Origin of the sequence: Paracoccus marcusii, from assembly GCF_006151785.1 — a bacterium.
Taxonomy (GTDB): Bacteria; Pseudomonadota; Alphaproteobacteria; order Rhodobacterales; family Rhodobacteraceae; genus Paracoccus; species Paracoccus marcusii.
The window spans coordinates 1-19,807 of record NZ_VDDD01000064.1; the positions used below are offsets into that span (position 1 = coordinate 1).

21 protein-coding genes are annotated in these 19,807 nt (G+C 68.7%); 11 read left to right on the plus strand and 10 right to left on the minus strand.

Annotated elements, in window-relative coordinates:
• The 6 genes from FHD68_RS10985 to FHD68_RS11010 form a co-directional block, all read right to left on the minus strand.
• Positions 1–738 (minus strand): FGGY family carbohydrate kinase (locus tag FHD68_RS10985; RefSeq protein ID WP_244297834.1); only part of this gene is annotated, 738 nt, incomplete at its 3' end.
• Positions 738–1,700, minus strand: a complete 963-nt coding sequence (locus FHD68_RS10990) for an ABC transporter permease (RefSeq protein ID WP_127899187.1) — start codon at positions 1,698–1,700, stop codon at positions 738–740. The genes FHD68_RS10985 and FHD68_RS10990, both read right to left, overlap by 1 nt.
• On the minus strand, positions 1,690–3,192 hold the full coding sequence (locus tag FHD68_RS10995; RefSeq protein WP_127899186.1) for a sugar ABC transporter ATP-binding protein: 1,503 nt from the start codon (positions 3,190–3,192) through the stop codon (positions 1,690–1,692). Before FHD68_RS10995 ends, FHD68_RS10990 begins: the two co-directional genes overlap by 11 nt.
• Positions 3,193–3,242: 50 nt before the next feature.
• A complete protein-coding gene (locus FHD68_RS11000; RefSeq protein WP_046001452.1) occupies positions 3,243–4,160 on the minus strand; it encodes an ABC transporter substrate-binding protein in 918 nt (305 codons plus the stop codon).
• A gap of 96 nt (positions 4,161–4,256) precedes the next feature.
• The gene (locus FHD68_RS11005; protein ID WP_045983349.1) at positions 4,257–5,141 is read right to left on the minus strand and encodes an AraC family transcriptional regulator; all 885 of its coding nucleotides are present in this window, start codon (positions 5,139–5,141) and stop codon (positions 4,257–4,259) included.
• Between the two features lie 301 nt (positions 5,142–5,442).
• Complete coding sequence (locus FHD68_RS11010) at positions 5,443–6,483, minus strand: NAD(P)-dependent alcohol dehydrogenase (RefSeq protein WP_127899184.1); 1,041 nt, start codon at positions 6,481–6,483, stop codon at positions 5,443–5,445.
• Positions 6,484–6,708: 225 nt separating this feature from the next.
• Here FHD68_RS11010 and ltnD point away from each other — a divergent pair, with 225 nt between their 5' ends.
• The 8 genes from ltnD (at position 6,709) to FHD68_RS11050 (ending at position 15,055) form a co-directional block, all read left to right on the plus strand.
• The gene (gene ltnD, locus FHD68_RS11015) at positions 6,709–7,617 is read left to right on the plus strand and encodes an L-threonate dehydrogenase (RefSeq protein ID WP_127899183.1); all 909 of its coding nucleotides are present in this window, start codon (positions 6,709–6,711) and stop codon (positions 7,615–7,617) included.
• Positions 7,614–8,861, plus strand: a complete 1,248-nt coding sequence (gene otnK, locus FHD68_RS11020) for a 3-oxo-tetronate kinase (protein ID WP_127899182.1) — start codon at positions 7,614–7,616, stop codon at positions 8,859–8,861. The genes ltnD and otnK overlap by 4 nt, the downstream gene beginning before the upstream one ends.
• Positions 8,858–9,484, plus strand: coding sequence for a 3-oxo-tetronate 4-phosphate decarboxylase (gene otnC / locus FHD68_RS11025; protein ID WP_127899181.1), 627 nt, complete (start codon positions 8,858–8,860; stop codon positions 9,482–9,484). Before otnK ends, otnC begins: the two co-directional genes overlap by 4 nt.
• Position 9,485: 1 nt before the next feature.
• Positions 9,486–10,274 carry a 2-oxo-tetronate isomerase gene (gene otnI / locus FHD68_RS11030; protein WP_127899180.1) on the plus strand — a complete coding sequence of 263 codons (789 nt, stop codon included), beginning with the start codon at positions 9,486–9,488 and terminating at the stop codon, positions 10,272–10,274.
• Positions 10,271–11,053, plus strand: coding sequence for a DeoR/GlpR family DNA-binding transcription regulator (locus FHD68_RS11035; protein WP_139085711.1), 783 nt, complete (start codon positions 10,271–10,273; stop codon positions 11,051–11,053). The genes otnI and FHD68_RS11035 overlap by 4 nt, the downstream gene beginning before the upstream one ends.
• A complete protein-coding gene (gene denD / locus FHD68_RS11040) occupies positions 11,050–11,979 on the plus strand; it encodes a D-erythronate dehydrogenase (protein WP_127899178.1) in 930 nt (309 codons plus the stop codon). Before FHD68_RS11035 ends, denD begins: the two co-directional genes overlap by 4 nt.
• A gap of 50 nt (positions 11,980–12,029) precedes the next feature.
• The gene (locus FHD68_RS11045; RefSeq protein WP_127899177.1) at positions 12,030–13,427 is read left to right on the plus strand and encodes a GntP family permease; all 1,398 of its coding nucleotides are present in this window, start codon (positions 12,030–12,032) and stop codon (positions 13,425–13,427) included.
• A 131-nt stretch (positions 13,428–13,558) separates the two neighbouring features.
• Entirely contained in the window at positions 13,559–15,055 is a 1,497-nt protein-coding gene (locus tag FHD68_RS11050) for a phospholipase D-like domain-containing protein (protein ID WP_045983364.1), read from the plus strand.
• Here FHD68_RS11050 and FHD68_RS11055 read toward each other — a convergent pair.
• Positions 15,052–15,723, minus strand: a complete 672-nt coding sequence (locus FHD68_RS11055) for a helix-turn-helix transcriptional regulator (RefSeq protein WP_045983358.1) — start codon at positions 15,721–15,723, stop codon at positions 15,052–15,054. The two genes, FHD68_RS11050 and FHD68_RS11055, sit on opposite strands and share 4 nt — an antisense overlap.
• A 338-nt stretch (positions 15,724–16,061) precedes the next feature.
• Here FHD68_RS11055 and FHD68_RS19795 point away from each other — a divergent pair, with 338 nt between their 5' ends.
• The 3 genes from FHD68_RS19795 to FHD68_RS11065 are packed head-to-tail and all read left to right on the plus strand — an operon-like array spanning position 16,062 to position 18,123.
• The gene (locus FHD68_RS19795) at positions 16,062–16,514 is read left to right on the plus strand and encodes an aldo/keto reductase (RefSeq protein WP_341872759.1); all 453 of its coding nucleotides are present in this window, start codon (positions 16,062–16,064) and stop codon (positions 16,512–16,514) included.
• A 19-nt stretch (positions 16,515–16,533) separates the two neighbouring features.
• Entirely contained in the window at positions 16,534–17,121 is a 588-nt protein-coding gene (locus FHD68_RS19800) for an aldo/keto reductase (RefSeq protein WP_341872760.1), read from the plus strand.
• Positions 17,122–17,178: 57 nt separating this feature from the next.
• A complete protein-coding gene (locus FHD68_RS11065) occupies positions 17,179–18,123 on the plus strand; it encodes a DnaJ C-terminal domain-containing protein (RefSeq protein ID WP_045983360.1) in 945 nt (314 codons plus the stop codon).
• A 53-nt stretch (positions 18,124–18,176) separates the two neighbouring features.
• Here FHD68_RS11065 and FHD68_RS11070 read toward each other — a convergent pair whose 3' ends face one another.
• The 3 genes from FHD68_RS11070 to FHD68_RS19000 all read right to left on the minus strand — a co-directional run.
• The gene (locus FHD68_RS11070) at positions 18,177–18,272 is read right to left on the minus strand and encodes a DUF1289 domain-containing protein (protein ID WP_139085713.1); all 96 of its coding nucleotides are present in this window, start codon (positions 18,270–18,272) and stop codon (positions 18,177–18,179) included.
• Positions 18,273–18,392: 120 nt separating this feature from the next.
• Entirely contained in the window at positions 18,393–18,869 is a 477-nt protein-coding gene (ruvX, locus tag FHD68_RS11075) for a Holliday junction resolvase RuvX (RefSeq protein ID WP_045983362.1), read from the minus strand.
• Positions 18,866–19,807 (minus strand): tetratricopeptide repeat protein (locus FHD68_RS19000; protein WP_167550394.1); only part of this gene is annotated, 942 nt, incomplete at its 5' end. The genes ruvX and FHD68_RS19000, both read right to left, overlap by 4 nt.

A 19,807-nucleotide genomic window follows, 5' to 3' on the forward strand; every position in this document is an offset into this window, starting at 1 on the left:
GGCGATGCCGGGCCGCAGGCCCATGGCGCGCGCCGCATCGGCGGTCAGGCCCGCGCCAAGGGGCGTGGCGGGCGGCACGACCTGCGTGCCGATGCGCGCGAAGCCTTCGTCGGCCAGCACGCCCAGGCCGATGGCGCGGAAGTAATCGCCGTCCCACCGGCCCTCATGCGCCAGATAGGTCCATTTGCAGGTCACCGTGCAGGTCGACCGCGCGGTGCTGTCCGTGGCCTTCCAGGTCAAAAAATCGGTCAGGTCGAAGAAATGGCGCGCCGCGTCAAAGACCTGGGGCCGGTTTTCGCGCAGCCACAGCAGCTTGGGCGTCTCCATTTCGGGAGAGATGCGCCCGCCGACATAGCGCAGGACGTCGTGCCCGCCCGCATTGATGCGCGCCGCCTGGTCGACCGCGCGGTGGTCCATCCAGACGATGATGTCGCGGTCGGGATGGGCGGGGTCGCCCACGCCCAGGGGCGTATCGCCCACCACCACCAGCGAACAGGTGGCGTCGAACCCGATGCCTGCCACGCGGGCCGGGTCGATCCCGGCCTGGGCCACCGCGGCGCGGGTTGCGGCGCAGACCGCGTCCCAGACCTGCGCGCTGGACTGTTCGGCGATCACCCCGTCGGGGCGGTGCATGGCGATGTCGCATTTCCCGGTGCCAAGCGCGGCGCCCGTGGCGTCGAACACGCCCGCCCGCGCCGATCCGGTGCCGACGTCGATGCCGATCAGGTACCGGTCCATCAGCGCCATTCCCGCCCGATATAGATCGCCAGAAGGATGATCAGGCCCTTGATGACGTCCTGCATGTAGGGGTTGATGCCCACCAGGTTCAGGCCGTTGTTCAGGATGCCCAGCAGCACCGCGCCGATCAGCGTGCCCAGGATCAGCCCGCGCCCACCGGCGATGGCGGTCCCGCCTAGGACGACCGCGGCGATGGCGTCCAGCTCGAATCCCACCCCGGCGTTGGGCTGGCCGCTCATCAGGCGGCCGGTCAGCACGATGGCGGCCAGCGACGCGGTCAGCCCCGAGATGGCATAGACCGCCAGCTTGACCAGCCGGGTGCGCACGCCGGACAGGCGGGCGGCGGTCTCGTTGCCGCCGATGGCATAGACGTGGCGGCCGAAGGGCGTGCGCTGCAGCAGCAGCCAGGCCAGTGCATAGACGACGATCATGATGATCACCGGCACGGGCATGATGCCCACCCGGCCCACGCCGAACCAGGACACCCAGCCCGGCAGCCCGCTGATCGGATAGCCGCCCGAATAGATCAGGCCCAGCCCGCGGGCGATGCCCATCGTGGCCAGGGTCACGATGATCGCGGGCATCTTGCCCCAGGCCACCAGCACGCCGTTGAACAGCCCCAGCCCCAGCCCGACCAGCAGGGCGGCGGCGATGCCCACCCCGCCGGGCAGGCCCATGTTGACCATGATCCCGGCCGCGACCGTGCCCGCCAGCGCCATGACCGCGCCCACCGACAGGTCGATCCCGCCGGTCATGATGACGAAGGTCATGCCCACCGCCAGGATGCCCACGACCGACACCTGCCGCAGCACGTTCAGGATATTGTTCACGGTGAAGAAGTTGTCGCTGGCGAAGGCCATCAGCACCGACACCACGATCAGCCCGACCAGGGGCAGCGCCAGCGGCGAATGCAGCAGCCAGTCGAAGGCGCGGTGCCTGGCGGTGTTTGCGTCATGCGACATGGTGGACCTTTCCCGTGGTTGCATGTGTCATGATCCCTTCCGAGGTGATCGCGTCCCCCTCGACCGTCGCGACGATCCCGCCAGAGCGGAAGACGCAGACCCGGTCGGCCATGCCGATGACTTCCGGCAGTTCAGACGAGATCATGATGATGGCGTATCCCTGCGCCGTGAACCGGCGCATCAGCTGATAGATTTCGGCCTTTGCGCCGACGTCGATGCCGCGCGTGGGTTCGTCGAAGATCAGCACCCGCATCTGGTGGTTCAGCCAGCGGGCGATGACGACCTTCTGCTGGTTGCCGCCCGACAGGGTGTCGACGCGGGCGCGGGAGCCCTGGGCCTTGACGCGCACCTGCTCCATCGCGGCCTGGGTCGAGGCCAGCTCCTTCTTGAAGTCGATGAACCAATGGGCCTGGCGATATTTGCCGTAGTTGTTCACCGACACGTTCTGCAGGATGGAAAAGGCCGTGATCAGCCCCTGTTCCTTGCGGCTTTCGGGCAGAAGGCCGATGCCGCGGGCCAGCCCGTCGGCCGGGTCGCGCAGGCGCGCCTCGGCGCCGTCCACGCGGATCTTGCAGCGCGCGGCGGGATATTCGCCCAGGATCGACAGGACGGTCTCGGTGCGCCCCGATCCGACCAGCCCGGCAAAGCCCAGGATCTCTCCGGCGCGCAGCTGAAAGGACGACACCGGGCCGCCGCGACGCAGCTGCACCTCGACCGCCTCCAGCACGACGGGGGCCGCGGGGTCGCGGGCGGGCTTGGGGGGAAAGCTGTTCTCGATGCGGCGGCCGACCATCATCTCGACCAGGCGGTCGATGGTGACGTCGGCGACATCGGTGCTGCCGACGTATTCGCCGTCGCGCAGCACGGTGATGCGGTCGCAGATCTCGAAGATCTCGTCCAGGTGGTGCGAGATGAAGACGATGGCCACCCCGGCGGCGCGCAGTTCGCGCATGACCTTGAACAGGTGTTCGGTCTCGGACGGGGTCAGGGTCGCGGTGGGTTCGTCCAGGACCAGGATGCGGGCGTCCAGCGACAGCGCTTTGGCGATCTCGACGAACTGCTGTTCGGCGACCGACAGGCGCGCGATGGGCACATCCAGCGGCAGGTCGACCTCCAGCCGCCGCAGGATCGCCTGCGCGCGGACCCGCATCGCCTTGCGGTCCAGAAGGCCCAGGGGGCCGCGCATCTCGCGGGCCAGGAACATGTTCTCGACCGCGGTCAGGCCGGGGATCAGGCTGAATTCCTGGAACACGATGCCGACGCCCGCCGCGATCGCCGCGTCATAGGTGGCAAAGCTGCGCGGCTCTCCGTCGATCAGGATCTGGCCGTCCGAGGGCTGGATGATGCCGCTGACGATCTTCATCAGCGTCGATTTCCCGGCGCCGTTCTCGCCCAGAAGGGCGTGCACCTCTCCGGCGCGGACATGCAGGTCCACCCCGTGCAGGACCTCGATCCGGCCGAAGCTTTTGCGTATTCCCCTGAGTTCCAGCATCTTGCCCCCTTTCGTTCGGCCGCGCCCCGTCGGGGGCGCGGCCGGGTCCGTCACCAGCTGAAGTCGGCCGCGTTCTCGGCATCGACCGTGCGCACGTCGATCGGCACCTCGGTCGGTACCACGCGGGCGCCCCAGTACTGGGCCAGCGCCATGCCCAGGCCCACGCGGACCTGGTCGCGCGGGAACTGCGCGGTGGTCTGGATGAACGGGCCGCCGTCGGCGATGGCCTTGACCGCCTCGGGGGCGCCGTCGACCGAGGTCAGCTTGATGTCGCGGCCCGACCCCTGGATCGCGGCCAGCGCACCCATCGCACCGCCGTCGTTGACCGAGAAGATGCCGGCCAGGTTCTGGTGCGACTGGATCATGTTCTCGACCACGCCCAGGGCGACGGACCGGTCCTGGCGGCCGTTCTGGGTGTCGACCAGGGTGATGCCCTCGTGCTCGGCCAGGGCCTCCTTGCAGCCCTCGACGCGCTGCAGGATCGGCACGACCGGGATGCCGTCCAGGATGGCGACCTCTCCCTGGCCGCCCAGGGCTTCGGCCAGATAGGCGCAGGACTGATAGCCCGCGTCGCGGTTCTTGGAGCCGACGAACGTGTCGACCGGGCCGTTGGCGTTGGCGTCGACCGCGACCACGATCACGCCCTGGTCCTTGGCCATGCGCACGGCCGATTCGACGCCTGCGCTGTCGGTGGGGTTCAACAGCAGGATGTCGATGCCCTGCTGCAGCATGTCCTCGACGTCCGAGATCTGCTTGGCCACGTCATGGCCCGCATCGGTCACGATGACCTCGGCGCCGATCTGGGCGGCGGCCTCGTTCAGGGCCTCCTGCATGGACACGAAATAGGGGTTGTTCATCTCCTGGAACGTCATGCCGATCTTCAGCGTGTCGTCCTGGGCGGCGGCAAGGCCGGCCGAGGCGACAAAGCCCAGCGCGGCGGCGGATACGGTCTTGAGCAAGGTGTTCATCATAGTCCTCCCTTCGATGTGCAGTCGGCAGTCCCCCTCCGGTCGCGGCCCGCATGGGGAACCGCGTCGCGCAGGGTATGGGGTGGTGTGGCGGGTTCAGCTGGCCATGCGGATCGTCTGGTTGGCGGCGAAGGTCGCGCGGAATTCCGACGGCGACATCTTCTTCAGCTTGAGGAAATGGCGGTTGAAGTTCGACAGGTTCGAAAAGCCCACGTCAAAGCAGATATCAGCGACCTTGGCGTCGGGGTCCGACAGCAGCATGTGACAGGCCAGGTCGATCCGCATCTGGTTGCGATAGCGGACCAGCGTGGTCCCGGTATGGCGCTTGAACGATCGCGAGAACGCGCTTTGGCTCTGTCCGGTCAGGTCGGCCAGTTCGGTTTCGCTGACCGCATCCAGCAGGTTCTCCCGCAGATGGCCCAGGGCGCGGTTCATGTCCGATTCCTCGGCCCGCTGCATGTCCATGACAAAGCTCAGGCTGGCCAGCGTCTGCGCCTTGGGCGCCGTCGCCAGCAGGTCCAGGATCTGGAAGAACAGCCCCAGCCGGCGCACGCCGCGCGCGTCGATCAGCTTGCCCATCAGCGGCATCACCGCACGCGAGGTGTCGTCGTCGAACAGCAGACCCCGGCGGCTGCGCTCCAGCAGGTGCCGGGCGGATTCGAGCTCGGGGAATGCCCCGCGGGCGGCCTCGATGAAGCTTTCGGGGAACTGGATGACCTTGGTGCGGCAGGGCACGATCTGTCCGGGGCGGATGTCGCTGATCCAGTTCTGGGGCAGGTTCGGTCCGGTCATGATCAGCTGGCCCGGCCCGAATTCGCCGACATGGTCGCCGATATAGAACTTGCCCGACGTCGCCACGACCAGGTGGATCTCATATTCCGGATGGAAGTGCCAGCGGACCGTGCGGAAGGGATAGCCGTGCTGCCACGCGGCAAAGGATTCACCCTTGCGGATATGGACCAGTTCCAGATCTGGCTGCATCGCGTTCCCCCTCTCCGCGCCAGCACGGCCCGCTGCTGCGATGCCGGCCCTCCATGGCGCTGGACCTTTGCTAGCACGGGTGGTCGGGACGCGGCCACGACGGCACGGCGAATCTTCAGATACTTTTTTGACACCGGGCGCTGAAAAATCATCATATCAGCGGGACGGGAACCGCGGCATGAAAATGCTGCCATGCAGCATGGCCGCGCCAGGGGTGCCTTGCCCGGTGGGAAATGGCTGCAACCCAGGGCTGCAGCCATTCCAAAACGCCGGGGCGGCGGTCATACTTTTCAGGCGCGTTTCAGTCCGGCATGCGGATCTGGATCTTGACGTCGGTGTCGCGCGCCTCGACCGCACGGTCGAAGGCGGCGATGCTGTCCGCGAACGGGATAGTAGCCGAGATCAGCGGCGACAAGTCGACCTTGCCCGCCGCGATCAGCGATATCGCGCGGTCATAGACGTTGGCATAGCGGAACACCGTCTCGATGCGCAGCTCCTTGGCCTGCAGGCCGACGATGTCGACCGGCACCGGATCGACCGGCATGCCGACCAGCACGATCGTGCCGCCCGGACGCGCCAGCGCCGGCAGGCCCAGGATCGCGGGGGCCGCCCCGGAACATTCGAAGACGACGTCCGCACCCCATCCGCCGGTGGCCTCGGCGATCGCCTGGGCTGCGGGGGTGGTGCGGATGTTGACGGTCTCGATGCCCGGATAGGCGCCGATGATGTCCAGCTTGGGCTGGGCCAGGTCCGCGACCAGCACCTTGGCGCAGCCCCCCGCCAGCGCCGCCAGCGCGGTCATCATGCCGATGGGCCCGGCGCCGGTGACAAGGCCGATGTCGCCCGGCTGGATGCGCGCCCGCAACGCGGCCTGCATGCCGATCGCAAAGGGCTCGACCATCGCGCCCTGCGCGAAGGAGACCTGATCGGGCAGCCGGTAGGTATAGGCCGCCGGATGCACGACCTGCGGCGTCAGGCAGCCATGCACGGGCGGGGTGGCCCAGAACCGCACCGCCGGATCGACGTTGTAGATGCCCAGCTTGGCCGCGCGCGAGGTCGCATCGGGAATGCCGGGCTCCATGCAGACCCTGTCGCCGGGCTTCAGGTGCGTGACCTGGGCGCCGACCTCGACCACGGTGCCCGATGCCTCGTGCCCCAGGACCATCGGCTGCTCGACCACGAAGGGGCCGATCTTGCCGTGGGTATAGTAATGCACGTCGGACCCGCAGATGCCGACCGTATGGACCGCGATGCGCACGTCGGTGGGCGACAGGTCCTGATCCAGCGCGATGTCGCGCAGCGCCAGCTGACCCTTGCGTTCCAGTACCAGTGATGTCGCCATGTCGTCCCCTCCGGTGTTGCGATCCGCTGCCGACAGAACGCCGGGCACGCGGCGGTGTAAATCCGTCCGGTGGCCGCCGGGCCGTGAAATCTGCGGGAACGGAAAAAAACTATCACCGCAACGATGGGCAGAGATGTTAAAAAACGTGACTTATTGAGATAAATTGTTGCATTGCGCGCGTGTTTGTGACTGACTGCGCCCCAATCTGATCAGGGAGAAGCACAGATGTCCGTCCCGTCCCGCTATCGAGTATGCGTCGTAGGCCTTGGGTCCATGGGCATGGGGGCGGCGCTGTCCTGCCTGCGTGCCGGATTGGCCACCAGCGGCATCGACCTGGATGCGGGGCGCCGTGACGCCTTTGCGGCCCAAGGGGCCGAGGGCGTGGCGGATGGCGTCGCGGGCCTCGGCGGTGATTTCGACGCGGTGATCGTGCTGGTGGTGAACGGCGCGCAGGCGCGTCAGGTGATCCTAGGGCAGGGAGGCGTGGCCGACCGCATCGCACCCGGCGGCGCGATCATGGTCAGCTGCACCCAATCGGCGGATGATGCGCGCGCCCTGGGCGCCGATCTTGCCGCGCGCGGCATCCTGATGCTGGACGCGCCGGTGTCGGGCGGGGCCGCAAAGGCCGCGCAGGGGGCGATGACCGTGATGGCCTCGGGGCCGGATGCGGCCTTCGACGCGCTGGCCCCGGTGCTGGAGGCGGTGGCCGCCAAGACCTATCGCATCGGGCCCGACATCGGGCAGGGCGCCACGGTCAAGGTCATCCACCAGCTGCTGGCGGGCGTGCACATCGCGGTGGGCGCCGAGGCGATGGCCCTGGCCGCCCGCGCGGGCATCCCGCTGGACACGATGTATGACGTGGTGACCAACGCCGCCGGCAATTCCTGGATGTTCGAGAACCGGATGAAGCATGTGGTCGATGGCGACTACACGCCCACCTCGGCCGTGGACATCTTCGTCAAGGATCTGGGGCTGGTGACCGAAACCGGGCGCGCCCTGGGCTTTCCGCTGCCCCTGGCCTCGACCGCCTTCGCGATGTTTCAGCAGGCCTCGAACATGGGCCATGGACGCGAGGATGACAGCGCGGTGATCAAGACCTTCTCGGGCATCACCCTGCCGGAGGGGAAGGCATGAAGATCGGCGTCATCGCGGATGATTTCACCGGCGCGACCGACATCGCCGGTTTCCTGGTCGCGGGCGGCCTGACCACCACGCAGATGATCGGCGTGCCGGACGCCGATGCGCAGGTCGATGCCGATGCGGTGGTGATCTCGCTGAAAAGCCGGTCGAACCCGGCGGCCGAGGCCGTGGCCGACAGCCTGGCCGCGCTGGACTGGCTGCGCGCGCGGGGCTGCGCGCAGATCTATCAGAAATACTGCTCGACCTTCGATTCGACGGCCGAGGGCAATATCGGCCCGGTGGCCGATGCGCTGATGGCGGCCTTGGGCACCGACATCACGGTGATCTGCCCGGCGCTGCCGGTGAACGGGCGGTCGGTCTATCTGGGCCATCTGTTCGTGGGCCGGGACCTGCTGCAGGATTCGGGCATGCGCGATCACCCGATCACGCCCATGCGCGACAGCAGCCTGATCCGGCTGATGGAGGGGCAGGCGCAGGGCCGTTGCGGTCTGGTCGATGCGGCGACCGTCGATCAGGGGCCGCAGGCGGTGCGCGACCGCATCGCCGCGCTGCGGGCGGACGGGGTCAGTTACGTGGTGCTGGACGCGATCAGCGACGCGCATCTGGCGACATTGGGTCAGGCCGTGGCGGACATGGCGCTGGTCACCGGCGGGTCGGGGCTGAGCTACGGCATCGCGCGGGCGGTGTCCGGCGGGGCCGATGCCCAGGCCCAGGACGCGGGCGCGCCGCTGGCGGGGCCTGCGGTGGTGATCTCGGGGTCGTGCTCGCTGATGACCAACCGGCAGGTGGCGGCCTATCGCGACCTTGCCCCCACGCTGGACGTCGATGTGGACCGCTGCCTGGCGGATGCCGACGCCTATGGCGCCGCGCTGGCTGAATGGGTGCTGGCGCAGCAGCAGGGCCGCGCCCCGATGATCACCGCGACCGCCGACCCGGCCCGCCTGCGCGCGATCCAGGCGCAGCATGGCGCCGCCGCATCCGAGGCGGTCGAGCGCACCTTCGCCGCCGCCGCCGCGCGTCTGGCGCAGGGCGGCATCACCCGCTTCATCGTCGCGGGAGGAGAGACCTCGGGCTCGGTCACGCAGGCGCTGAAGGTCACCGGTTTCGCCATCGGGCCGCAGATCGCGCCCGGCGTGCCTTGGGTCCGCGCGGTGGACAAGCCGCTGTCGCTGGCGCTGAAATCCGGCAATTTCGGGGCCGAGACCTTCTTCACCGACGCGCAGGAGGTCCCCGCATGAGCGCCGCCGACCGCATGGTGATGCTGTGCCGCAGCCTGTTCGAGCGCGGCTATTCCGTGGGCGGGGCGGGCAATGTGTCGGTCCGCAATCCCGATGGCGGCTTCACCGTGACCCCCACGGGCAGCAGCCTGGGCCGCCTGTCGGCCGATGCGCTGTCGGTGATCGGCGCGGATGGCGAACCGCTGCCCGGACCGAAGCCGTCCAAGGAATTCGCCTTCCACCGCGCGCTGTACGACGTGCGGCCGAGGGCGGGGGCCATCGTGCATCTGCACTCGACCTATCTGACGGCGCTGTCCTGCCTGGAGGGGCTGCCGCGCGACAATGCGATCCGGCCCTTCACCCCCTATTACGTCATGCGCATCGGCCACATGCCGGTCATCCCCTATTCCCGCCCCGGATCGCCGCAGATCGGGCTGGACCTGGCCGCCGCGGCGCAGGGCAGCAGCGCGCAGGCCTTCCTGCTGGCCTCCCACGGGGTCGTGGTGCTGGGCCGCGACATCGACGATGCCGTGAACAACGCCGAGGAACTGGAGGAGACCGCCAAGCTGCAGTTCATCCTGCGCGGCGAGAAGCTGCACTACCTGACCGAGGACGAGATCGCCGAACTGGGCGGAGGATACTGACATGACCCGCATTGCCGCGAACCTTTCGATGCTGTTCACCGACGCGCCCTTTCTGGACCGGTTCGACCGGGCGGGCGCCGCGGGCTTCGACACCGTCGAGTTCCTGTTCCCCTATGACCACCCCATCGAGGTGGTGAAGACCCGGCTTGACCGCAACGGGTTGCGTCTGTCGCTGATCAACGCGCCCGCGGGCGATTGGGCGGGGGGCGAGCGGGGCTTTGCCGCGCGTCCGGGCAAGCGCGCCGAGTTCCGCGCCAGCGTGGAGCAGGCGATCACCTATGCCACGGGCCTGGGCTGTCCGCGCATCCACGTGATGTCCGGGATCACCGCCGATGAGCCGGACCGCGCCGCCTGCGAGGCGGTCTGGACCGAGAACCTGCGCGAGGCCGCCGACATGGCCGCCGCGGCGGGCCTATTCATCAGCATCGAGCCGCTGAACAGCCGCGACGTGCCGGGATACTTCATCGCCCACCAGGACCCGACGCTGGCCCTGATCGAAGGCCTGGATCGCCGCAACGTGCTGCTGCAGTTCGACGTCTATCACACGCAGATCATGGACGGCGACATTATCCGCCGGATCGAACGGTTGAAGGGCGCCTATGGCCATGTCCAGATCGCGGGCGTGCCTGACCGTCACGAACCCGACACGGGCGAGCTGAACTATGCCGAGATCTTCGCGGCCTTCGATCGCACCGGCTTCGACGGGCCGATGGGCTGCGAATACAACCCGCGCGGCCGGACCGAGGACGGTTTGGGCTGGGCCGCGCCCTATCTGCGCGCGGTGCCATGATCCCCGCTGAACGCCAGCAGTTCATCCTGTCCTGCCTGGCCGAACGCGACATCGTCAGCATCGCCGACCTGGTCGAGCGCATGGGCGTGTCGCACATGACCGTGCGCCGCGACATCCAGGCGCTGGAGGAGGCGGGGCGCGTCTCCTCGGTCACCGGGGGCGTGCGCCTGTCGCGAAGGTTGGCGCAGGAGCTGCCGCATCTGCAGAAGGCCGCGATGAACACCGGGGCCAAGCGCGCGGTGGGGCAGGCGGCGGCCGATCTGGTCCGTGACGGGATGGTGATATATCTGGACGCGGGCACGACGCTGTTGGAGCTGGCGCGCCAGATCGCCGGGCGGCGGGGGCTGACGGTGGTCACGAACGACTTCGTCATCTGCGCCTGGCTGTCCACGCATTCGGACTGCACCCTCTATCACAGCGGCGGGCTGGTCGAACGCGCGAACCAGTCCTGCGTGGGCGGTGCGGCCTCCGAGGCGCTGGCGCGGTTCAACTATGACATCGCGTTCATCTCGACCTCGTCCTGGACGGTGGCGGGGCTGAGTTCGCCCTCCGAGGCCAAGGGCCCGGTCAAGCGCGTCGCGGTCGATCGCACGCGGCGCGCCGTGCTGGTGTCGGATTCGACGAAATACGGCGCGGTGGCGGCGATGAACATCCTGCCCGTCTCGGTCTTCGACACGGTCGTGACCGATGCGGGCATCGACGCAGGCGCGGCGGACGCCCTGCGCGAGATGGGGGTGCAGGTGATCCTGGCCCCCGACCTGCAGGGAGAGAGCCTATGACCATCATCGTGACCGGCGGCGCCGGTTTTCTGGGCGCGCGCCTGATCGCGGCCCTGCTGAAGGACGGCGCGGACCGCATCGTGTCGCTGGACCGGGTGGCCTGCCCTGTCGATGACGCGCGGGTGGAGAGCCTGGTCGGTTCCATCGACGACGCGGACGCCGTGGCCCGCGCGCTGTCAGGTGGGGCCAACACGGTCTATCACCTGGCAGCCGTGCTGTCGGGCCAGTCCGAGGAGGATTTCGACACCGGCCTGCACATCAACGTCGATGCCACCCGCCTGCTGCTGGAGGCCTGCCGCAAGCTGGACCGCGCGCCGCGCTTCGTCTTCACCAGCTCGCTGGCCGTCTTTGGCGGAGAGATGCCGCAGATCGTGCCGCCGACCATGGCCCTGATGCCCCAGTCCTCCTATGGCTGCGGCAAGGCCATCGGCGAACTGCTGGTCAGCGAATACAGCCGCAAGGGTTTCGTCGACGGGCTGACCGTGCGCCTGCCCACGATCTGCGTGCGCCCCGGCGCGCCCAATTCGGCGGCCTCCAGCTTCGTCTCCGGCATCATCCGCGAGCCGGTGGCGGGGCAGGCGTCGGAATGCCCGGTGCCGCTGGACACGCGGCTGTGGATCAGCTCTCCGGGCGTGGCGGTCGCGAACCTGGTCCGCGCAGGGCGCATCCCGGCGGCCGATCTGGGCATCAACCGCGTTATGGACCTGCCCGGTATCACCGCGACGCCCGCCCAGATGCTGGACAGCCTGGAGCGGCTGGTGGGTGCGGACGCCCGCGTCCGCGTGTCCCTGACCCGCGACCAGCGCATCATCGACATCGTCTGCAGCTGGCCCGGCGCCTTCGACGTGACGCGCGCGCGCGCCTTGGGCTTTGGCGCGGATACCGATTTCGACGCGATCCTGACGCAGTTCCTGGCGGATCGCTGAGCCTTTTCAACTGGAGGCGCCCCGTGACGGGCGCAGTGGAGGACTAACCCATGGCTGAACCCGGAACGGAGTTCCAGCTGATCGCGGGACTTGGCTTTGCCATCTTCCTGCTGATCTTCCTGGTCGTGAAGACCAAGGTCCACGCGATCATCGCGCTGGTCATCGCCGCGTCCGTGTCGGGCCTGATCGGCGGCATGATGCCCGCCGAGGTGATCAATTCGATCACCACCGGTTTCGGTCGCACGCTGTCCACCATCGGCCTGGTCATCGGCTTCGGCGTGATGATGGGCCGCATCCTGGAGGTGTCGGGCGCGGCCGAGCAGATGGCCTATTCGCTGATCCGGTGGGTCGGGAAGAAGCGCGAGGACTGGGCGATGGTCCTGACGGGCTATATCGTGTCGATCCCGATCTTCTGCGACAGCGCCTTCGTGATCCTGTCGCCGCTGGTCAAGGCGCTGGCGCGGTCCTCGGGCAAGTCGGTGCTGACGCTTGGCATCGCGCTGGCGGGCGGGCTGATGCTGACCCACCATGCCGTGCCGCCGACCCCCGGCCCCCTGGGCGTCGCGGGCATCTATGGCGTCGATCTGGGGCTGATGATCCTGTGGGGCATCGTCTTCACGATCCCCGGCATGGCGGTCATCGTCTTCTATGCCCGCGCCATGGGCCCCCGGATCGAGCGGATGATCCAGACCGACACCGGCGAGGACCTCTCGGCCGCCTATCGTCAGTTCGAGGAGGCCGTGGACGACCGCCAGAAGGTCCTGCCGTCCCTGGGCCTGTCGGTGCTGCCGCTGCTGCTGCCGATCGTGCTGATCTTTCTGAACACCATTGCCACGGCGGTCGTGCGCACCTCGGGCGACCCGGCGCTGGAGACGAACCTGCTGGTGCAGGCGATGTCCTTCTTCGGCAACCCGGTGATCGCGGTGGCCATCGGCCTTCTGGTGTCGATCTATACCCTGCTGCCCGGCCGTCCGCGCGACGAGGTGCTGGGCTACATGGAGCAGGGCGTGGAAAGTGCGGGCATCATCCTGCTGGTGACCGGTGCGGGCGGGGCATTGGGCTCGGTCCTGCGCGATTCGGGCGCGGGCGACGTGATCGGCCAGGCGGTGGCGGGTCTTGCCATCCCGGCAGTGCTGATCCCCTTCGTGATCAGCTCTCTGGTGCGCCTGATCCAGGGTTCGGGCACGGTCGCGATGATCACGGGCGCGTCGATCTCGGCGCCGATCCTGATGAACATGCCGAACGTGAACATGGTCTTTGCCGCCCAGGCCGCGGCCATCGGGTCGATGGTCTTCGGCTATTTCAACGACAGCTACTTCTGGGTCATCAACCGGATGCTGGGCGTCAAGCAGGCCAAGCACCAGATGCTGCTGTGGTCGGTGCCGACCACGCTGGCCTGGGGATCGTCGCTGGCCATGCTGTTGATCTGCAACGCGCTGTTCGGCTAGGGTCGGATCGCTGCCGCACGGTCGACCTTGATCGTGCGGCAAACACTTCCTTAATGGAACCGAAGGTCGCCCTTCGTGTTGCGCTGACGCGCCGCATGGCGGGGCAGCAGCAAAAGGGACGGCGGGACAACATGGATGCTTCGAGTGATCGGCTGGCCCGTCCGGGATGGAACTGCTGGCGGGTCGAACAATCGGGGCGGTTCGCGTTCATCGCTGATGCCGACGAATATTTCCGTGCCGTGCGCCAGGCCATGCTGCAGGCGCGCCATTCGATCCTGATGATCGGTTGGGACTTCGACGCCCGCATTCACCTGGGCGACGCCGCGGACGGCGGCCCCCCGGCCTTGGGCGATTTCGTGATGTGGCTGGCCCGCCGCCGCCCCACGCTGCACGTGCGCCTGCTGCGGTGGGACACCGGTGCCTTCAAGGCGATGTTCCGGGGCAGCACGCTGTTGACGATCCTGCGCTGGAAGATGCATCCGCGCATCACGCTGCGCCTGGACGGCAAGCACCCGCTGGCCAGTTCGCATCACCACAAGATCGTCGTCATCGACGACTGCCTGGCCTTCTGCGGCGGCATCGACATGACCGAGGGCCGGTGGGACACGCGCGAACACAAGGACGACGATCCGCGCCGCACCAGCGCCAGCGGCAAGCTGATGAAGCCTTGGCACGACGCGACCAGCGCCTTTGACGGACCCGCCGCGCGGGCGATGGGCGATCTGGCCCGCGACCGCTGGCGCATCGCCTGCGGCGAGGAGCTGTCGGCGGTCAGCGACGCGTCGGGATGCTGGCCCGACGCGATCAAGCCCACGTTCCGCGACGTCGCGCTGGCCATCGCGCGGACCCGTCCGGACATTCCCGACGTCCAGCCGGCCTACGAGGTCGAGCAGATGTATCTGGACCTGATCGCGCGGGCGAAACGGGTCATCTATGCCGAAAGTCAGTATTTCGCGTCCCGCCGCATCGCCCAGGCCATCGCCAAGCGCCTGGCCGAGGACGATCCCCCCGAGATCGTCATCATCAACCCGGTCAGCGCCCAGGGCTGGCTGGAGCCGATGGCGATGGACACCGCCCGCGCCCAGCTCGTCGAGGCGCTGCGCAAGCTGGACCATCGCGACCGGCTGCGCATCTATCACCCGGTGACCGATGCGGGTGCCGAGATCTATGTCCATGCCAAGGTGACGATCGTCGACGACACCTATCTGCGGGTCGGGTCGTCGAACTTCAACAACCGCTCGATGCGGCTGGACACGGAATGCGACGTGATGCTGGCCGCCGAACGTCCGGGCGCCGAGGCGACGCGCGCCACGATCACCGCGCTGCGCGACGACCTGCTGGCGGAACATCTGGCGATGACGCCCGATCAGGTCACGCAGGGCATCAAGGAACATGGCAGCCTGATCGCGATGATCGATGCCAATCGCGGCACGCAGGGGCAGGGCCGCACCCTGATCCCCTACGAGATCCCCGAACTGAGCGGCTTCGAGGCCTGGCTGGCCGAGAACGAGATCCTGGACCCGGAAGGGCCCGACAAGATCTTTGAGCCTTTGGGCAAGCGCAAGGGCCTGATCCGTCGCTGGCACTGGCCCAAGCGGCTGAAATGGCGCCGGCGCAAGTCGGCCTAGTCCTGGTCGGGCCCGGTGGGAAGCCCCTTGCTGAGCCCGGACACGCTGATCCCATTGAGCAGCCCTGCATCGATGGCCTTGCGGATCGCATGGGGGTTGTCCTCGACGCCCAGGGCGGTGCGCGCCATGCGCAGCCGATAGCGCAGCGCGGTGCGCGAGATGCCAAGCGCCTCGCAGGCCTGGTCATAGGTCATGCCGCAGGCGATCGCCTCCAGCGCGTCGACCAGGATCGGGCGCAGCGAGGCGGTGCGGTCGACCATGTCATGCGCCCGTTTCAGCAGGTCGGCCATGCTGGCGATCTCGGCATCCGTGAACTCGCGCTCGCCATGGGACGCCCCGATATAGGACCGCGATTCGGCCGGGCCGTAGGACAGCGCCGCGCCATAGGTCAGGCCGTGATCGCGCGCCTGGCCCATCACGTTCAGCGGATCGGGCAGCAGGCGGGTCAGGGCGCTCCACCGGATCTGGCCCTCGTTCAGGACGCACCACATGACCATCGGGTCGCCGACGCCCAGATTGCAGCGGGTATAGGTCTGGATCCACTGCGAGGGATAGGTCGATACGCGCCTGACCGGGCGCGAATAGCGGATATGCAACCCCAGGGTGAAGCCGCGGGGTGCCAGTACCGACAGGGCATCGTCGATCTGGGCAAGGGCGTGCACGGACATCCGGAAGACACCTGGAACAGCGAAAACGACACGGGGTGAACAGATTTGTTCGCCCATTTAAGAGCAGCCGGCGGGTACGGCAAGGGGGGCTTTCCTGACTGTCGTTGCAGCGGGGCAACATAGCCTTACGGGGCTATAGTCCCGCGGGGTCATTTGCCCTTATGCGATGTCTTGCGCACGTCGTGCCTGTCGGGACGGTTAGCGGGCGCTATGCCCTCATTTCAGTCATGTCAGGACGCCCCTTCGGGGGTGTCCTTTTTTTCATGTCCGACGCGGGCTTGCGCCCGGCGGGGGGATCGCTAGCCTGCGCCCGAAATCGCAAACAGGGAAGTGGTCCGATGGAACGTGTGAAACTGGGCGGCAGCGCGGTCGAGGTCAGCCGGATCTGCCTGGGGACGATGACCTTCGGCAACCAGACCGCCGAGGCGGAGGCCCATGCGCAGATGGATGCCGCCCTGGAGGTCGCGATGACCTTCATGGACTGCGCCGAGATGTATCCCGTGAACCCCGTCCGCCGCGAGACGGTCGGCCTGTCCGAGGAGATCATCGGGCGCTGGCTGGCGCGGACCGGCAACCGCGACCGGGTCGAGATCGCGACCAAGATCACCGGACCCAGCCAGATGGTCCGCGACGGGGCGCCGTTCGACGGGGCGACGGTCACGGCCTGCATCGACGCCTCGCTGCGCCGGCTGCAGACGGACCGGATCGACCTCTATCAGCTGCACTGGCCGGTGCGCGGATCCTATGGGTTCCGGCAGAACTGGGCCTTCGATCCGTCGGGCCAGGACTAAGGCTCAGACGCTGGCGCATATGCGCGACGTACTGGGCGCGCTGTCGGATGCGGTCGATGCGGGCAAGATCCGCGCCGTGGGCCTGTCGAACGAATCGGCCTGGGGCCTGACGCGGTGGTGCGACGTGGCCGATGAGATCGGCGGGCCGCGGATGGCCGCGATCCAGAACGAGTATTCGCCGCTTTATCGTCTCTACGACACCGATCTGGCCGAGGTCGCGGTGAACGAGGACGTCACGCTGCTGTCCTATTCGCCGCTGGCGGCGGGCCTGCTGACCGGGAAATACGCCTCGGGCGCGATGCCCGAGGGCAGCCGCGCGGCGGTCGACGAGGCCACCGGCGGGCAGGGCAACCTGGGTGGGCGCAAGACCGACCGCGGGGTGGCCGCGGCAGAGGCCTATGGCCGCCTGGCGGCGGAGCATCGCTGGGACGTGGTGCACATGGTCATCGCCTGGCAGCTGACGCGGCCCTTCAAGGTGGTGCCGATCATCGGTGCCACGACGATGGATCAGCTGCGCCATCTGATCGCGGGTCTGGACCGGGATCTGCCCGACGAGCTGCGTCGCGGGATCGAGCGCCTGCACCGCGCCCACCCGCTGCCCTATTGATGTGAACCCGACCGTCTCTATCTTACCGACAGGACGGATGAACACGAAGGACCAGGCATGGCAGGCGATCCCTATGCAGCACTCGGCGTGTCGCGAAGCGCCAGTGCCGATGAGATCAAGAAGGCCTATCGGCGCATCGCGAAGACCGATCACCCGGACCTGAACCAGGATCCGGCCGCCGCCAAACGGTTCGCGGCGGCCTCGGCTGCCTATGACCTGCTGAAGGATGCCGACCAGCGCCGCCGCTTTGACGCGGGCGAGATCAACGCCCAGGGCCAGGAACAGGCACCCCGCTGGCAGGGTCGCCCGGGGGCGGGCGGCAACCCGTTCGGTGACGCGCCTGGCCATGGCGGCGATCCGGACCTGTCGGATGTCTTTGCCGACCTGTTCGGACAGCGCGCCTCTCCGCGGGGCGGCGGCGGTTTTGGCGGGTTCGGGGGCTTTGGCGGGTTCGGCGGCGGGCGCACGTCCGACATGCGCGGCCAGGACCTGCGGCTGGCGCTGCAGGTGGATTTCCTGACCGCGGTCCGTGGGGGGCGCAATCGCATCACCCTGCCGCAGGGCGGCACGCTGGAGGTCACCATCCCCAAGGGCGTGCGCGACGGCCAGGTGATCCGCCTGCGCGGCAAGGGCGAACCCGGCATCGGCCGCGGAGAGCCCGGCGACGCCTATCTTGAGGTTCGGGTCGCCGAGCATCCCCAGTTCACGCGCGACGGCGACGACATCCACCTGATCCTGCCGATCAGCCTGGACGAGGCGGTGCTGGGCGGCAAGGTCGCGGCCCCGACCATCGACGGGCCCGTCAACCTGACCATCCCGCGGGGCGCGACCTCGGGGCAGCGGCTACGGCTGCGGGGGCGCGGCGTGAACGGCGGCGATCAGCATGTCGAGCTGCGCATCGCCATGCCGGCCAAGGTGGACGCCAAGCTGGCGGCGTTCTTCGAGGAATGGCGGCGTGAGAACGCCTATGACCCGCGGCGGGGCATGTCCGAGGCGTCCTGACGCGCGGGCAGCACGGCCATGATGCGGGCGCGGGCATCGGGGGTCATGCGGCCTCAGGCCGCGATCTCGGCCAGGGTGCGGTGGCAGCCGAGACACAGGTTGCGGACCGCGTCGATGCGGCACAGCTTGATGCAGGGGCTTTCGATCATCGGCGGCTGTCTTTCTGATGCGCGGAGCGGGGTTCGGGTCGCGGGGGACGGGCCGTGCGGAGCCCGGCCCGGACGCTGCCGCTTGGCCCATGGCCGCGCTGACGCGCGGCGGTCGCGCCCTTATCCATGGGTCGCGATGTGGCGCAGGCGGTCGAGGGCGCCCTGCAGGATGTAGCCCGCGGCGACCTGGTCGATGACCTCGGCCCGGCGCTTGCGCGAGGTGTCGCCCTCTAAGAGGGCACGTTCGGCGGCGACCGTGGAGAGGCGTTCGTCCCAGTAGGCGATGGGCAGGTCGGTCAGCCGGGTCATGTTGCGCGCGAAGGCGCGGGTGGCCTGGGCGCGCGGCCCTTCGGAGCCGTCCATGTTGCGCGGCAGGCCCAGGACCAGCCCGGCCAGCCCCCGGTCCGCGATCAGTGTCAGCAGCGCCTGCGCATCTTGGGTGAACTTGGTCCGGCGGATCGTGGTGATGGGGGACGCCACGCCCCGCATGCCGTCGCTGACGGCGACGCCGATGGTCTTGGTGCCCAGGTCCAGCCCGGCCAGCGCGCCGAAGCGGGGCAGGGCGGCGGCGAAATCGGTCATGTCCTCGTGGATCATCCGTCCAGCCCCGCCTCGGTCGCGGCCCGTTCGATCGGGGCCAGGGCGTCGGGGGCGCTGCCGAAACGCTGGCGGGCCTCGGTCAGGATCGCGGTCGCCTGGTCGCGCTGGTCCAGCATCGCCAGTGCCGCGATCAGCCTCGCCCATTCCTCGGGAGAGCCGCCCTGCGTCGCCAGGCGCTGCTGCAGGCGGTCGACCATGTCCTGGATCATGCGGGCACGATCCTCGGGGGACAGGTCCTCGGCCGCGGCCAGGGCGTCGGCATCGGGGCCGGGCAGGTCCGCGGCGGGGGGTGCCGGCGCGCGGTATTCGTCATCGCCCGCCAGCCAAGCCAGATCCTGGATCGCGGCGCGGATCGGGGCGATCCAGGGCGCACCCTCGGGGCCTTCGTCCAGCAGGCCGCGCCACAGCGGAAAGGCCCGATCGGGGCGGCCGTTCTGGATCAGCAGGACGCCCTGCAGATAGCGTGCCTGCGGCTGCGTGGGGTCCAGCGTCAGGGCGCGCCGCAGGACGGCCTCGGCCTCGGGGGTGACGACGCCGCCTGCGGCATCGACCATCAGCGTGGCCAGCTGCATCAGCTGGACGGCATCGGCCTGATCGCCGCGCAGGTCGACCAGCCGCTGCTGGGCCGCGCGGGCGGCGGCCAGGTTGCCCAGGCGCATCTCGTTGCTGGCCAGCAGCGCCAGACCCTGCTGGTCGTCCGGGTTGCGCCCGACGGCGTCGCGCAGCTGGTCGATCATCGTCAGGTATTCGGGATCGGCCTGCGACAGGTCAGGCGCGGGACGGGCGGGGGCCGCCGCCTCGGCCTCGGCCTGGCTGGGGCGGTCGCGATAGGCGGCGTCGGCGGCGGCAAAGCGTTCGGCCAGCGGCATGTCGGGGGCGCCCGGCACGCCCTCGCGCAGATACAGCGCCACGGCACCGGCCAGCATCGCGGCCAA